Origin of the sequence: Chromobacterium subtsugae (assembly GCF_001676875.1) — a bacterium.
Lineage (GTDB): Bacteria > Pseudomonadota > Gammaproteobacteria > Burkholderiales > Chromobacteriaceae > Chromobacterium > Chromobacterium subtsugae.
Genome location: NZ_JYKA01000004.1, coordinates 338934 through 352686, shown reverse-complemented (window position 1 = coordinate 352686; position 13753 = coordinate 338934). Strand labels below are relative to the sequence as shown.

12 protein-coding genes are annotated in these 13753 nt (G+C 66.5%); 6 read left to right on the top strand and 6 right to left on the bottom strand.

Annotated elements, in window-relative coordinates; translation table 11 throughout:
• The first annotated feature begins 109 nt into the window (after positions 1 to 109).
• Positions 110 to 508, top strand: coding sequence for a hypothetical protein (locus MY55_RS07465; RefSeq protein WP_047236986.1), 399 nt, complete (start codon positions 110 to 112; stop codon positions 506 to 508).
• Between the two features lie 48 nt (positions 509 to 556).
• Here the strand turns inward: MY55_RS07465 and rlmH are convergent, their stop codons facing one another.
• From rlmH to MY55_RS07445, 4 genes are all read right to left on the bottom strand, one after another.
• Complete coding sequence (gene rlmH, locus MY55_RS07460; protein WP_043578945.1) at positions 557 to 1027, bottom strand: 23S rRNA (pseudouridine(1915)-N(3))-methyltransferase RlmH; 471 nt, start codon at positions 1025 to 1027, stop codon at positions 557 to 559.
• A gap of 69 nt (positions 1028 to 1096) precedes the next feature.
• Entirely contained in the window at positions 1097 to 1465 is a 369-nt protein-coding gene (gene rsfS / locus MY55_RS07455) for a ribosome silencing factor (RefSeq protein ID WP_043578948.1), read from the bottom strand.
• Positions 1466 to 1553: 88 nt separating this feature from the next.
• Entirely contained in the window at positions 1554 to 2192 is a 639-nt protein-coding gene (nadD, locus tag MY55_RS07450) for a nicotinate-nucleotide adenylyltransferase (RefSeq protein WP_043578952.1), read from the bottom strand.
• A complete protein-coding gene (locus MY55_RS07445; protein ID WP_043578955.1) occupies positions 2189 to 2770 on the bottom strand; it encodes a beta-class carbonic anhydrase in 582 nt (193 codons plus the stop codon). The genes nadD and MY55_RS07445 overlap by 4 nt, the downstream gene beginning before the upstream one ends.
• A 301-nt stretch (positions 2771 to 3071) precedes the next feature.
• On the opposite strand from MY55_RS07445, the gene MY55_RS07440 reads away from it, so the two are divergent.
• Positions 3072 to 3632, top strand: coding sequence for an acetate uptake transporter (locus MY55_RS07440; RefSeq protein WP_043578996.1), 561 nt, complete (start codon positions 3072 to 3074; stop codon positions 3630 to 3632).
• A 59-nt stretch (positions 3633 to 3691) separates the two neighbouring features.
• Here the strand turns inward: MY55_RS07440 and MY55_RS07435 are convergent, their stop codons facing one another.
• Positions 3692 to 4450: a hypothetical protein gene (locus MY55_RS07435; protein WP_081284642.1), complete on the bottom strand. Its 759-nt coding sequence runs from the start codon at positions 4448 to 4450 to the stop codon at positions 3692 to 3694.
• A 27-nt stretch (positions 4451 to 4477) separates the two neighbouring features.
• Positions 4478 to 5461 (bottom strand): DUF2804 domain-containing protein, encoded by a 984-nt coding sequence (locus MY55_RS07430; protein ID WP_065202193.1) that lies wholly within the window; start codon positions 5459 to 5461, stop codon positions 4478 to 4480.
• Between the two features lie 146 nt (positions 5462 to 5607).
• On the opposite strand from MY55_RS07430, the gene MY55_RS07425 reads away from it, so the two are divergent.
• The 4 genes from MY55_RS07425 to lpdA all read left to right on the top strand — a co-directional run bounded on the left by MY55_RS07425 (position 5608) and on the right by lpdA (position 13740).
• Positions 5608 to 7053: a M48 family metalloprotease gene (locus MY55_RS07425; protein ID WP_244270667.1), complete on the top strand. Its 1446-nt coding sequence runs from the start codon at positions 5608 to 5610 to the stop codon at positions 7051 to 7053.
• Positions 7054 to 7353: 300 nt separating this feature from the next.
• Entirely contained in the window at positions 7354 to 10017 is a 2664-nt protein-coding gene (gene aceE, locus MY55_RS07420) for a pyruvate dehydrogenase (acetyl-transferring), homodimeric type (protein WP_043578958.1), read from the top strand.
• Positions 10018 to 10137: 120 nt separating this feature from the next.
• A complete protein-coding gene (aceF, locus tag MY55_RS07415; RefSeq protein WP_065202180.1) occupies positions 10138 to 11799 on the top strand; it encodes a dihydrolipoyllysine-residue acetyltransferase in 1662 nt (553 codons plus the stop codon).
• A gap of 141 nt (positions 11800 to 11940) precedes the next feature.
• Entirely contained in the window at positions 11941 to 13740 is a 1800-nt protein-coding gene (gene lpdA / locus MY55_RS07410; protein ID WP_043578966.1) for a dihydrolipoyl dehydrogenase, read from the top strand.
• The last annotated feature ends 13 nt before the right edge of the window (positions 13741 to 13753 follow it).

Here is a 13753-nt window from a genome sequence, read left to right as displayed (position 1 = left end):
CCCAGCGGCGGAGCCCAGGCGGAAAGACGATGCGGTTCGCGTGCTAAAAATGGGCGCCGGCGTGCCGGCGCAGCGTATCGATACACGTTCAATAGCGAAAAAAGGGGGCATGATGAGCACTTGGTATGTCAGGATTTGGGCGTTTGCCGCCATCGCCAGCGCGATCGGCCACTTGCTGGCGCCGCAGTTCATGGCGGCCGGCACGGCCTGGGGCCTATCCAGCGGCTGGCAGTGCGAGATCGCTATCTTCGATCTGGTGCTGGCGACTTATCTGCTGTGCAGGCTGCATGAGGAGCCGCAGTCCGCGCACCGCTTGATGGCGCTGCTGTGCGGGTTGTCGCTGCTGCTGGGGATCAACCATCTGCAGGGCGGTTTGCTCAGCCATTGGAGCTATCTGCACGTGGCCGGCGTCGCCGCCAACGGTCTGGCGGTGCTGGCGGGCGTCAGCTTGCTGTGGCCGTACAGCAGGCGCCGCTTGAGCGCCGGGCTGCGCAAGCATCCGCAGTAGCGCGCGGCGAAGCGGCGCGCAATCCAGCCGCGCTTGGGCGCGGCTTTGTCATTCGCGGTGGTAGGGGTGGTTGTTGAGTATCGAGTAGGCGCGGTAGATCTGCTCGGCCAGCATCACCCGCACCATGCCGTGCGGCAGCGTCATCGCCGACAACTGCAGCAGCACGTCGGCGCGCTGCTTCAGCTCAGCCGACAGGCCGTCGGCGCCGCCGATGATGAAGACCACGTCGTCGCCGCCGGCCATCCATTCTTTCAGGCCTTCGGCCAGCTTGACCGAGGTCCAGTTCTTGCCGCGCTCGTCCATCACCACCAGCCGCGCGCGCGGCGGGATGGCGGCGATCAGCCGTTCGTGCTCGGCGGCGATGCCCTTTTCGGCGGTGACGCCGCCGCCGCGTTTTTCCGGCTTGATCTCTTTCAGTTCCAGCGTGATGTCGCGGCCGAAGCGCTTGGCGTAGTCGGAATAGGCTTCGTCCACCCAGCGCGGCATCTTGGTGCCGACGGCGAGTATGGTGATTTTCATCGGGAAGGGGCTTGTGCGGATGGAAAAACAAAGGGCGGGCCTGATGCCCGCCCTTGTCGGGTCAGCGTGTCAGACCGCCGACCACGGCTTGGCGGCGCCGGCGGCGAAGCTGGGCTTCTGGCCGCCCCACAGCGCCTCGATGTCGTAGTAGTCGCGCACGGCCGGCAGCATCACGTGGATCACCACGTCGCCGGCGTCCACCAGCACCCACTCGCCGCTCTCGTGGCCTTCGCTGCCGACGATGTCCACGCCGGCTTCCTTCAGGGTGACCTGAACATTGTTGGCCAGAGCCTTCACCTGGCGGTTGGAGTCGCCGGTGGCGACGATCATGCGCTGGAACAGCGAGGTGAGCTTGCTGGTGTCCAGCTCGATGATGTCCTTGCCCTTGATGTCTTCCAGGGCCTCGACGGCCAGTTTGCTGATTGCTTGAATTTCCATGATTCCTTTTCCTGTGCCGGTACGTAGCAGGCGCAGGAGCCGGCAAGAGGTACCACAAAAGAGCGAGGGCGGCTTGTCCGCCGCCCGTTCATTGGTATAGCCGCTGCTGGCGGATGTAGGCCAGCACGGCCGGGTCGATCAGGCCCTCGGCCGTTTGCCCGGAGGCCAGCCGGGCCCTCAGGCGGGTGGCGGACAGATCGAGCGGCGGCAGAGCCAGGGAGCGGATTGTACCGGAAGCCGTTCGATTTGAAAAATCATGGACTTGGCGGGCCTGCCACTCGCGCCGCACCTCGGCCGGCAGCGTCTGCCAGTCGAAGCCGGGGCGCATGGCGACGGCCAGGTTGGCCAGCTGGAACAACTGGGTCCAGTCCTTCCAGCTGTCGAGCGTGGCCAGCGAGTCGCCGCCCATCAGGAACCACAGCTCGGCGTCCTGGCCCAGCTCGCCGCGCAATTCGCGCAGCGTCTCCACGGTATAGGCCGGGCGGCCGCGGCGGATTTCGCGGTCGTCCGCCTGCAGCCTGGGGTCGCCGGCGATGGCCAGGCGCACCATTTCCAGCCTTTGCTCGGGGCTGGCGCGCGCGCCGCGCGCGCGGTGGTAGGGTTGGCCGGCGGGAATCAGCAGCACCCGCTCCAGCGCCAGTTCGTCGGCGAAGGCGGCAGCCATCCGGAGGTGGGCCTGGTGGATGGGGTCGAAGGTGCCGCCGAACACCCCGATGCGCGGGCTCATGCGGCCGGCGCGCCCTCTTCGCCGTAGCCGCTGACCACGACTTCCAGGCGGCCGGTGGACGGGTGGATCACCATGCCGTGCACCGGGATGTCTTTCGGCATCAGCGGGTGGTTGCGGATGGTGTTCACCGAGTGGCGCACGCTGTCGGCGACGTTGTCGAAGCCTTTCAGCCAGTTGTCCAGGTCGATGCCGGCGCCGCGCAGCGTGGCGATGGTGTCTTCGCTGACGCCGCGCTCCTGGGCATGGGTGAGGATCTTGTGCGGGTCGATCGCGCGCATGCCGCAGTCGTGGTGGGCCACCACGCAGATTTCCTCGGCGCGCAGCTCGTAGACGGCGACGATCAGGCTGCGCATCACCGAACCCCACTGGTGGGTGATCAGCGCGCCGGCGTTCTTGATCAGCTTGGCGTCGCCGTTCTTCAGGCCCATCGCCTTGGGCAGCAGCTCCACCAGGCGGGCGTCCATGCAGGCCAGGATGGCCAGGCCCTTGCCGGGAAACTTGTCGGTTTTGTATTGCTCGTATTCGCGGTTTTCCACGAAGGCGCGATTGTGTTCGAGCAGGGTATGCAGTCGGTCCATGGGTGCGGTTTCCTGTGCGGATATCGGGACGGATTCACCTGTGCGTCCAGCGGGCGCACAGGTGAATTCGCTCTGGAAGTTTTACTCTATTCCGGGCGGCATGCTACCACCAGTCGGCGGAATCGGACAAAAATTCGCGGCCGACGAATCGCTGGAGATGGAGGCGATGCCGGCGATTGCAAGCGGGGTAAGTCCTTATTCTAATTATACAGAGTTTGACGAATCTCCTTGCCGCGCCGCGTCGGCTTGCCTAGAATCGCGCCTCCTTGAATATTACTGCTTGCTTATTTTGGAGCGCTCCGTGAACGAAAAATTGGCCAACCCGGCCCCGCTGGGCCTGATGGGCTTCGGCATGACCACTGTACTTCTCAATATCCACAACGCCGGCTTCTTCCCGATCAGCTCGATGATCCTGGCGATGGGCCTGTGCTACGGCGGCCTGGCGCAGATCGTCGCCGGCATCATGGAATTCCGCCGCGGCAACACCTTCGGCGTCACCGCCTTTTTGTCCTACGGCCTGTTCTGGCTGAGCCTGGTGCTGCTGATCGTCTTGCCCAAGACCGGCCTGGCCGACGCCACGCCGGTCGGCTACATGGGCTGGTATCTGCTGATGTGGGGCGTGTTCACGCTGTTCATGCTGCTGGGCACTGTCAACTATCCGCGCGCGAAGCAGTTCGTGTTCGCCTCGCTGACCGTGCTGTTCTTCCTGCTGGCGGCGCGCGATTTCACCGGCAGCGCCGTCATCGGCATGATCGCCGGTTTCGAAGGCATTATCTGCGGCGCCAGCGCCATCTACCTGGCGATGGCCACGGTGCTGAACGAGCAGTACGGCCGAACCGTGCTGCCCATCGGCGCGCGCTGAGTCCCGCCCGCGGCTTTCGCAACGCCCCGCAGGCTTTGGCCGCGGGGCGTTTTGCCATCTCAATGATGCCGGCGTCCCAGCCACATCATCAGGATTTGCACCGCGATGGCCAAGCCCAGCGCGGCGCCGAAGGCGGCGGACGCGGGCCAGGCGCTCAGCGCAGCGGCCAGCGCGACGCAAAAGGCGACGAAGGCGTAGAAGCCGCGCACCATGCCGCGTAGCAGCCGTATCGTCGTCGCCGGGCCGGCGCTGAGGTGGCTGAACACCGCCAGCACCGAGCCCAGCACCGGGAATACCGCTAGCAGGCCGCTGAGGCTGGGGCCCAACCGTGCCGACAGGCTGGTGATGGCCAGCACCAGCGCGGCGCCGGCCAGCATCCGCGGCGCCATGCCGGCGCTGCGCGGCGGCGAATCCGGCGTCTGCGGCGGCATGGGAAACAGCTTGCCCGCCACCGGCAGGAAAAGAACGCCGAAAACGGCGCTTTGCCAGCCGGACGGCTGTGCCCAGTGTCCCAGCGCCACCGCCAGCGCGTAGGCCAGCAGGCCCGCCGCCAGGCACGCCGGCCAGCGCGCCTGGCGCGCGGTCCAGCTGTAGGCGATGCCGAACACCAGGTTGGCGCTGGTGCCCAGCGCGGCGGCCAGCGACGCCTCGCGCACGAAGGCGGCGTCTTGTTCCAGGCTCAGGATGAACAGGATGGAGCCGGTGATCACCGGAAAGCCGGCCAGCGCGCCGGCCACGCCCGGCCCCCATCTTTTCGCAGCCAGGCTGATCAAGCCGATCAGCGCCGGCACCAGCAGCAGTTTCAACAACAACAGCATCGCAAGCTTTGCTTTCTTTAAAAGAGTCTACCAGCGCGACAGATGGTCCTCGGTGACGCCGACGAGATCGCGCACCGCGTGGCGCTCGCCGCTGTCCGGGTCGGTCAGCGCGCCGTCGAAGCGGCCTATCGGCTGCACGTAGCGGCTGGCGGCGATGATCAGGTTCTTGTCCTCGCGCCGCGCGCCTTCCGGCGTGAAGACCAGGTCGAGCAGGCCGTCGGCGGTGGCGACGCGCCACGGCGCCAGCGGATCGCCGGGCTGGTAGTCGAAGGCGGCGGCGCCGACGCGGAACAGCCGGCCGTCCAGCCACACCGCGTTTTCCGCGTCGCCCATATAGCCTTGCTGCAGGTTGAAGCCGAAGCGCCGCGAGTGGGCGCTGGCCCAGCGCCAGCCGGTTTCGCGCGCCAAGAGGCCGTTGGAGTAGTCGAGCGAGGCGGTTGCGCCGTCCAGCGAATAGCGGCCGGCCGCGCAGCGCGCCTCGCCGCTCACCGCCAGGCCGCCGCTTTTGTGGGTGCTGTGGGCCATGTAGTTGGCTGGCGCGATCACCGCCAGCACCGGCGGCATGCCGGCCAGCGCGATCGTCGCGTCCAGCTGCAGCGCCCGGCTGTCCAGCCGCAGCCGCAGCGCGTCACCGTCGCGGGTGAATTCGAAGCGCTTGCCGGGCGCGCGGAAGCGGGCGTCACCAAAGGCCCGATCGGCGACGCGGGGGCCGGCGCCGGGCAGCGCGTCGGCGCTGGCAGCGGCCACCACCCGGCCGCTGCGGCGGTCGAACAGGTAGGCGAAGGCGGTGCCGCTCCAGCCCACGTCCACTACCGCCATCGCGATGAAGAAGCGCTCGCCGGCGATGGCGGCGTACTGCCAGCGTTTGTGGCGCAGCCGGCGGCCCAGCCGCTGCCAGCGGCTCATGGCCAGGCCGTCCCAGCTGAGGTCGGACACGGTGCCCTGATAGACGCCGAAGTCGGCGCGGCCGCCGGCGGTCAGCCGGGGCGGGGCGGCGGGAAGGATGGGCATGGCTTGGGTGCGGGAGTCCTCGACAGCGATCGAGTCTAGCTGGAATCCGCCCGTCATGACAGCGCGGCGGACGGGCAACAATTGTTTAGCTTTGATCAAGCTGGCGGGCATGCAACTTTCATCGCTTCGCGGCTATCATAAGCCCCATGATGAAACGCCGCCTGCTGTGCGCGCTGCTGGCCTCGGTGCTGGCGCAGCCGCTGACCGTCCGCGCCGACCTGCCCGACCTGGGCGAGATTTCCGACGCCTCCCTGTCCCTGTCCGACGAGTCCCGCATCGGCCGCGACGCGCTGCGCGCGATGCGCGAGGCCGGCGACGTGCTGGACGACGCCGAGATCAGCGCCTACCTGAACGACATCGGCGGCAGGCTGTCGTCGTCGGTGACGCTGCCCGGCATCCATTTCACCTATTTTTGCGTCGCCGACACCGGCATCAACGCCTTCGCGATGCCCGGCGGCTACATCGGCGTCAACATCGGCCTGATCCTGGCCACCCAGAGCGAGGGCGAGCTGGCGGCGGTGATGGGCCACGAAACCGCCCACGTCGCCCAGCGCCACATCGCGCGGATGCAGGCGGCCAACAGCGCCACCAGCCCGCTGCTGCTGCTGGGCACCATCATCGCCGCCGCGCTGGCGGCCAAAGCCGGCAGCGGCGACGGCGCGATGGGCGCGGTGTCGGCCGGCATGGGCTTGTCGATTTCGCGCCAGCTGGCGTTCTCGCGCGATTTCGAGCGCGAGGCCGACCGCGTCGGCATGCAGTTCATGAGCAACGCCGGCTACGACGTGCGCTACATGGCCACCTTCTTCCAGCGGCTGGAGCAGGCGGGCCGCTACAGCGACACCATGGCCTACGCCTTCCTGCGCACCCACCCGGTGACGGTGGAGCGGATCAGCGAGGCGCAGAACCGCGCGCTCGACTACCCGGTGCGGATGCGCGCCGACAGCATCGACTACCTGCTGGTGCGCGAAAAGCTGCGCACGCTGACCATGACGCCGGAAGAGGCGCTGTTCTACTACAACAGCACGCTGCAGCGCGGCCTGTACCTGAACGAAGGCGCCAGCTGGTACGGCCTGGCGCGCGCCAAGCTGCTGCAGCACGACCGCAAGGGCGCCGAGGAGGCGCTGGCCAAGGCGCGCGCCAAGCTGCTGGACAACCCGATGCTGCACGGGCTGGAAGTGGAGATCGCCCGCGACGGCCGCGACTGGAGCGCGGCGGCGGCGGCGGCCCGCGACGGCCTGGCCGCCTTCCCGCGCAACGTGGCGCTGCAATTGGCGCAGATCGACGTGGCGCTGGACAGCGGCGACCGCGCCGGCGCGCAGAAGCTGCTGCGCCAGCAATTGAACGACCGCAGCGGCGACCCGGCGCTGTACCGGCGCGAGGCCAAGCTCTACGCCGACCGCGACCCGCTGCGCTACCACGAGGCGCTGGGCAACGCTTTCTATTACGAGCAGCGCTATTCGTCGGCGCTGGAGCAGTACCAGCTGGCCAGCAAGGCCAAGGGCGACGACTTCTACCTGCGCTCGATGCTGGAGGCGCGGCTGCGCGAGGTGGAAAAACTGGCCAAGGACGAGCGCAAGGCTGCGCGGAATTGAAACAATTGTTTCAAGTTCGCGCCGTGTTATCGCAAAAAAACAACATGACGCGGCGCAGCATCGGTTTTTTTCACGACTTCCCGCTGTCTTAGTCGCTTCCGGCTATTCCTTTGCGAATCCATCCGGACGTACACTGGCTGGGTCGTAGCGAACACATTCGCAAATGAACATTTTTATTTGCGAATGTGTTCGTTTATAATCTCAAATCAAATATTTGGCTCGATTCCGAGCCAATAGCATAAACGCGGGGCCGGCTTGCAACGACGCGGTCCCCGATGTCACCCGCTGTGAGGACCAGAGATGGCTGCAACTTTCCCTGACGATATCGATCCGTTGGAAACCCAGGAATGGACTGAAGCGCTTGAGTCGGTGCTGGATAACGAAGGCCCGGAACGCGCGCATTACCTGTTGGAAAAGCTGGTGGAGCGCACCCGCCGCCGTGGTGCCCACCTGCCGTTTGACGCGACCACCGCGTACCTGAACACCATCCCGGTCGGCAAGGAAGCCAAGTCGCCGGGCAACCACGAGATGGAACACCGCATCCGCTCGATCAATCGCTGGAACGCCGCCGCCATGGTGCTGCGCGCCGGCAAGAAGGATCTGGAGCTGGGCGGCCACATCGCCTCCTACCAATCCTCCGCCACGTTGTACGACGTCGGCTTCAACCATTTCTGGCGCGCCCAGAATGAAAACCAGGACGGCGACCTGATCTACTTCCAGGGCCACATCGCCCCAGGCGTGTACGCCCGCGCCTTCATGGAAGGCCGCCTCTCCGCCGAGCAGATGGACAACTTCCGCCAGGAAGTGGACGGCAAGGGCCTGTCCTCCTATCCGCACCCGTGGCTGATGAAGGACTTCTGGCAGTTCCCGACCGTATCGATGGGCCTGGGCCCGCTGATGGCCATCTACCAAGCCCGCTTCCTGAAGTACCTGGAAAGCCGCGGCCTGGCCAAGACCATGGGCCGCAAGGTGTGGTGCTTCTGCGGCGACGGCGAGATGGACGAGCCGGAATCGCTGGGCGCCATCGCCATGGCCGCGCGCGAAGGCCTGGACAACCTGGTGTTCGTGATCAACTGCAACCTGCAGCGCCTGGACGGCCCGGTGCGCGGCAACGGCAAGATCATCCAGGAACTGGAAGGCGACTTCCGCGGTTCCGGCTGGAACGTGCTGAAAGTGATCTGGGGCTCCCGTTGGGACCCGCTGCTGGCCATGGACACCAAGGGCCTGTTGAAGAAGCGCATGGACGAGTGCGTGGACGGCGACTACCAGACCTTCAAGTCCAAGGACGGCGGCTACGTGCGCGAGCACTTCTTCGGCAAGTACCCGGAGCTGCGCGAGATGGTGGCCAACATGTCCGACGAAGAGGTGTGGAACCTCAACCGCGGCGGCCATGATCCGCACAAGGTGTACGCGGCCTACCACGAAGCCACCCACAACGCCAACGGCCGTCCGACCGTGATCCTGGCCAAGACCATCAAGGGTTACGGCATGGGCGCGTCCGGCGAAGCCAAGAACATCGCCCACCAGGCCAAGAAGATGGACCTGGAAAGCCTGCGCAACTTCCGCGACCGCTTCGGCATCCCGGTGTCCGACGAGGACCTGCCGAATGTGCCGTATTACCTGCCGGCCGAAGACAGCCCGGAAATGAAGTACATGCGCGAACGCCGCGCGGCGCTGGGCGGCTACCTGCCGGCCCGCAATCCGGTCAACCACCCGCTGGCGGTGCCGGAACTGTCCGCCTTCGACGCGCAGCTGCAAGCGTCGGGCGACCGCGAGTTCTCCACCACGATGGCCTTCGTCCGCATGCTGGGCACCATCATGAAGGACAAGAACATCGGCAAGCGCGTGGTGCCGATCGTGCCGGACGAGTCCCGCACCTTCGGCATGGAAGGCATGTTCCGCCAGTACGGCATCTGGTCCACCCAGGGTCAGAACTACGTGCCGCAGGACCATGACCAGCTGATGTTCTACAAGGAATCCAAGGACGGCCAGATCCTGCAGGAAGGCATCAACGAGCCGGGCGCGATGGCCGACTGGATCGCCGCGGCGACCAGCTACGCCAACAGCAGCCAGCCGATGATCCCGTTCTACATCTACTACTCGATGTTCGGCTTCCAGCGCATCGGCGACCTGGCCTGGGCTGCCGGCGACATGCGCGCCCGCGGCTTCCTGCTGGGCGGCACCGCCGGCCGCACCACGCTGAACGGCGAAGGCCTGCAGCACGAAGACGGCCACAGCCACATCCAGGCCGGCCTGATCCCGAACTGCATCAGCTACGACCCGACCTTCGCCTACGAGCTGGCCGTGATCGTGCAGGACGGCATGCGCCGCATGTACGCGGAACAAGAGGACGTCTTCTACTACCTGACCCTGATGAACGAAAACTACGTTCACCCGGCGATGCCGGCAGGCGCGGAAGAGGGCATCCTGAAGGGCATGTACCTGCTGCAGGACGGCGGCGACGCCAAGGTCAAGGTGCAGCTGATGGGCTCCGGCACCATCCTGCGCGAAGTGATGGCCGCGGCCGACCTGCTGAAGGCCGACTTCGGCATCGGCGCCGACATCTGGAGCGTGACCTCCTTCAACCAGCTGCGCCGCGACGGCATGGAAGCCGAGCGCCACAACCTGCTGAACCCGACCGCCGAGGCCCAGTCCTCCTACGTCGAACAGCAGCTGGCCGGCCGCAACGGCCCGGTGATCGCCGCGACCGACTACATCCGCAACTACGCCGACCAGATCCGCGCCTACGTGCCGGGCCGCTACGTCGTGCTGGGCACCGACGGCTTCGGCCGCTCGGACAGCCGCGCCAACCTGCGCTCCTTCTTCGAGGTGGATCGCTACCACGTGGCGCTGGCGGCCCTGTCCGCCCTGGCCCGCGACGGCAAGATCGACGGCGCCAAGGTGGCGGAAGCCATCGCCAAGTACGGCATCAAGACTGACAAGCTGCCGAGCTGGAAGGTGTGATTCCTGAACGGAAGCCCCGGCCCAGGCCGGGAGCTTCCGTTTTGGCAAGGCAAGCGAATCTGTAGCGGATATCCGGCGGAACGCCCCGAGAGGGGCTTCCGCCCTACGAATGGAAAGCTCATGAGCAATCTGATCGAACTGAAAGTGCCCGACATCGGCGGTCACAGCAACGTAGACATCATCGAAGTATTCATCGCCCCGGGCCAGACCGTGTCCGTGGACGATTCCCTGATCACCCTGGAAACCGACAAGGCCACCATGGAAGTGCCGGCGGAAGCCGCCGGCGTGGTCAAGGAAGTGAAAGCCGTCGTGGGCGGCAAGATTTCCGAAGGCGACGTGATCGCCATCATCGAAGTGGGCGCTACCGCGTCCGCTCCGGCGCCTGCAGCCGCCGCGCCGGCGCCTGCAGCCGCTCCGGTCGCTGCCCCGGCTCCGGTTGCCGCCGCTCCGGCCGACGCGCCGGCAGCGCCCACCGCATCCGGCCGCAGCGAAATCCGCGTGCCGGACATCGGCGGCCATAACGGCGTCGACGTGATCGAAGTGACGGTCAAAGTGGGCGACGAAATCGCCGTCGACGACAGCCTGATCACGCTAGAAACCGACAAGGCCACCATGGAAGTGCCGGCCACCGCCGCCGGCCGTGTGGTGGAAGTGAAAATCAAGGTGGGCGACAAGGTCAGCGAAGGCGACCTGATCGTCGTGGTGGAAGGCGCTGTCGCCGCGTCCGCCCCGGCAGCCGCTGCGCCGGCTCCGGCAGCAGCCCCGGCCGCTCCGACCCCGCTTGCAGCTGCGCCTGCCGCCGCGCCGGCCGTGGCGCCGGTAGCCGCCGCCGTGGCCGCCGCCATCGACGAAATCGCCTTCTCCAAGGCTCACGCCGGTCCGTCCGTGCGCCGTCTGGCGCGCGAACTGGGCGTGGACCTGGGCAAAGTGAAGGGCAACGGCCGCAAGGGCCGCGTCACCGAAGACGACGTCAAGGCCTTCGTCAAGGGCGTGATGCAGAACCCGGCTATTCTGGCCCCGGCCGCCGCGCCGGCGGGCTCCGGCGTGGGTCTGGACCTGCTGCCGTGGCCGAAGGTGGACTTCGCCAAGTTCGGCCCGATCGAAACCAAGCCGCTGTCCCGCATCCAGAAGATTTCCGGCGCCAATCTGTCGCGCAACTGGGTGATGATCCCGCACGTCACGTTCAACGACGAGTGCGACATCACCGAGCTGGAAGACTTCCGCAAGACCGTGGGCAAGGAATGGGAAAAGTCCGGCCTGAAGATCAGCCCGCTGGCCTTCATCATCAAGGCCGCCGCCGAAGCGCTGAAGGCTTTCCCGAACTTCAACGCCTCGCTGGACGGCGACAACCTGGTGCTGAAGCAGTACTACCACATCGGCTTCGCCGCCGACACGCCTAACGGCCTGGTGGTGCCGGTGATCAAGGACGCGGACAAGAAGGGCCTGCGCCAGATCGCCCAGGAACTGACCGACCTGTCCAAGCTGGCCCGCGAAGGCAAGCTGAAGCCGACCGACATGCAAGGCGCGACCTTCACCATCTCGTCGCTGGGCGGCATCGGCGGCACCAGCTTCACGCCTATCGTGAACGCGCCGGAAGTGGCCATCCTCGGCGTCTGCAAATCGCAGATCAAGCCGGTGTGGAACGGCAAGGAATTCGCGCCGCGCCTGATGTGCCCGCTGAGCCTGTCCTTCGATCACCGCGTGATCGACGGCGCGGCCGCCGCGCGCTTCACCGTGCACCTGGGCAAGCTGCTGACCGACGTGCGCCGTCTGATCCTGTAACGGCGGGGCGGAAGCCTCGGCTTGGCCGGGGCGTTCCGCCTTCTTGTCGCAGGATGCGGGGGGAGGTTCCACCCTGCAGAATCAGCCAGACTCGAGGCGGCCGGCTTTGCGCCGGCCTCCCAACATTGCGGATGGAAAACCATGAGCAATCTGATCGAATTGAAAGTCCCGGACATCGGCGGCCACAACAACGTGGACGTGATCGAAGTGTTCGTCAAACCGGGCGACGTGATTGAAAAAGAAGCCAGCCTGATCACGCTGGAAACCGACAAAGCCACCATGGAAGTGCCGGCCGAAGCCGCCGGCACCGTCAAGGAAGTGCGCGTCGCCGTGGGCGGCAAAGTGTCCGAGGGCGACGTGGTCGTCATCCTGGAAGCCGCCGGCGCAGCCGCCGCGGCTCCGGCCGAAGTGAAACCGGTGGAAACCACCGGCGTCGCCTCCGCCACCACCCAGGCCGGCTTCGCGCCGCAAGCCGCGCCGGTCGCCGCCTCCCATAGCGGCGGCGCCGACGTGGAATGCGACGTGATGGTGTTGGGCGGCGGCCCCGGCGGTTACTCCGCCGCCTTCCGCGCGGCCGACCTGGGCCTGAAAGTGGTCATCGTCGAGCGTTACGCCACCCTGGGCGGCGTGTGCCTGAACGTGGGCTGCATCCCGTCCAAGGCGCTGCTGCACAACGCCGCGGTGATCGACGAAGTGAGCCACCTGGCCGCCAACGGCATCAAGTTCGGCAAGCCGGAAGTGGACATCGACATGCTGCGCGGCTACAAGGAAAAGGTCATCGCCAAGCTGACCGGCGGCCTGGGCGGCATGGCCAAGGCGCGCAAGGTGGAAATCGTGCGCGGCAACGGCCACTTCATCGACCCGCACCACATCGAAGTCTCGCTGACCACCGGCCAAGGCCGCGAAGAGTCGGGCGAGAAGAAGATCGTCAAGTTCAAGAACGCCATCATCGCCGCCGGCTCCCGCGTGGTGAAGCTGCCGTTCATCCCGAACGACCCGCGCGTGGTGGACTCCACCGGCGCGCTGGAGCTGAAGGGCGTCGCCAAACGCATGCTGATCATCGGCGGCGGCATCATCGGCCTGGAAATGGGCACTGTCTACTCCACGCTGGGCGCGCGCCTGGACGTGGTGGAAATGCTGGACGGCCTGATGCAGGGCGCAGACCGCGACCTGGTCAAGGTATGGCAGAAGTGGAACGCGCACCGCTTCGACAACATCATGCTGAATACCAAGACCGTGGCCGTGGAGCCGAAGGAAGACGGCGTATGGGTGACTTTCGAGGGCGAGCAAGCCCCGAAGGAAGCGCAACGCTACGACCTGGTGCTGTACGCCACCGGCCGCGCGCCGAACGGCAAGCTGATCGGCGCGGAAAACGCCGGCATCGCGGTGACCGACCGCGGCTTCATCCAGGTGGACAAGCAGCAGCGCACCAACGTGCCGCACATCTTCGCCATCGGCGACATCGTCGGCCAGCCGATGCTGGCGCACAAGGGCGTGCATGAAGGCCACGTGGCGGCGGAAAACTGCGCCGGCCAGAAGGCCTACTTCGACGCCCGCGTGATTCCGGGCGTGGCCTACACCGATCCGGAAGTGGCCTGGGTGGGCGTGACCGAAGACGAGGCCAAGAAGCAAGGCCTGAAGATCGAGAAGGGCGTGTTCCCGTGGGCCGCCTCCGGCCGCGCCATCGCCAACGGCCGCGACGAAGGCTTCACCAAGCTGATCTTCGACGCCGAAAGCCACCAGATCATCGGCGGCGGCATCGTCGGCCCGCATGCCGGCGACATGATCGGCGAGGTGTGCCTGGCGATCGAGATGGGTTGCGACGCGACCGACATCGGCAAGACCATCCACCCGCACCCGACCATGGGCGAGTCCATCGGCATGGCCGCGGAAGTGGCGCACGGCACCTGCACGGACCTGCCGCCGCAACGCAAGAAGTAAGGTTGGATCGGCG

What these genes read in the sequence shown, in the direction of transcription:
- MY55_RS07430 (WP_065202193.1), bottom strand. Translation starts at nt 5,461, where the DNA reads ATGCCCATCCTTCCCGCCGCCCCGCCCCGGCTGACCGCCGGCGGCCGC.
- MY55_RS07465 (WP_047236986.1), top strand. Translation starts at nt 110, where the DNA reads ATGATGAGCACTTGGTATGTCAGGATTTGGGCGTTTGCCGCCATCGCC.
- aceF (WP_065202180.1), top strand. Translation starts at nt 10,138, where the DNA reads ATGAGCAATCTGATCGAACTGAAAGTGCCCGACATCGGCGGTCACAGC.
- aceE (WP_043578958.1), top strand. Translation starts at nt 7,354, where the DNA reads ATGGCTGCAACTTTCCCTGACGATATCGATCCGTTGGAAACCCAGGAA.
- lpdA (WP_043578966.1), top strand. Translation starts at nt 11,941, where the DNA reads ATGAGCAATCTGATCGAATTGAAAGTCCCGGACATCGGCGGCCACAAC.
- MY55_RS07435 (WP_081284642.1), bottom strand. Translation starts at nt 4,450, where the DNA reads ATGCTGTTGTTGTTGAAACTGCTGCTGGTGCCGGCGCTGATCGGCTTG.
- rsfS (WP_043578948.1), bottom strand. Translation starts at nt 1,465, where the DNA reads ATGGAAATTCAAGCAATCAGCAAACTGGCCGTCGAGGCCCTGGAAGAC.
- nadD (WP_043578952.1), bottom strand. Translation starts at nt 2,192, where the DNA reads ATGAGCCCGCGCATCGGGGTGTTCGGCGGCACCTTCGACCCCATCCAC.
- MY55_RS07425 (WP_244270667.1), top strand. Translation starts at nt 5,608, where the DNA reads ATGATGAAACGCCGCCTGCTGTGCGCGCTGCTGGCCTCGGTGCTGGCG.
- MY55_RS07445 (WP_043578955.1), bottom strand. Translation starts at nt 2,770, where the DNA reads ATGGACCGACTGCATACCCTGCTCGAACACAATCGCGCCTTCGTGGAA.
- rlmH (WP_043578945.1), bottom strand. Translation starts at nt 1,027, where the DNA reads ATGAAAATCACCATACTCGCCGTCGGCACCAAGATGCCGCGCTGGGTG.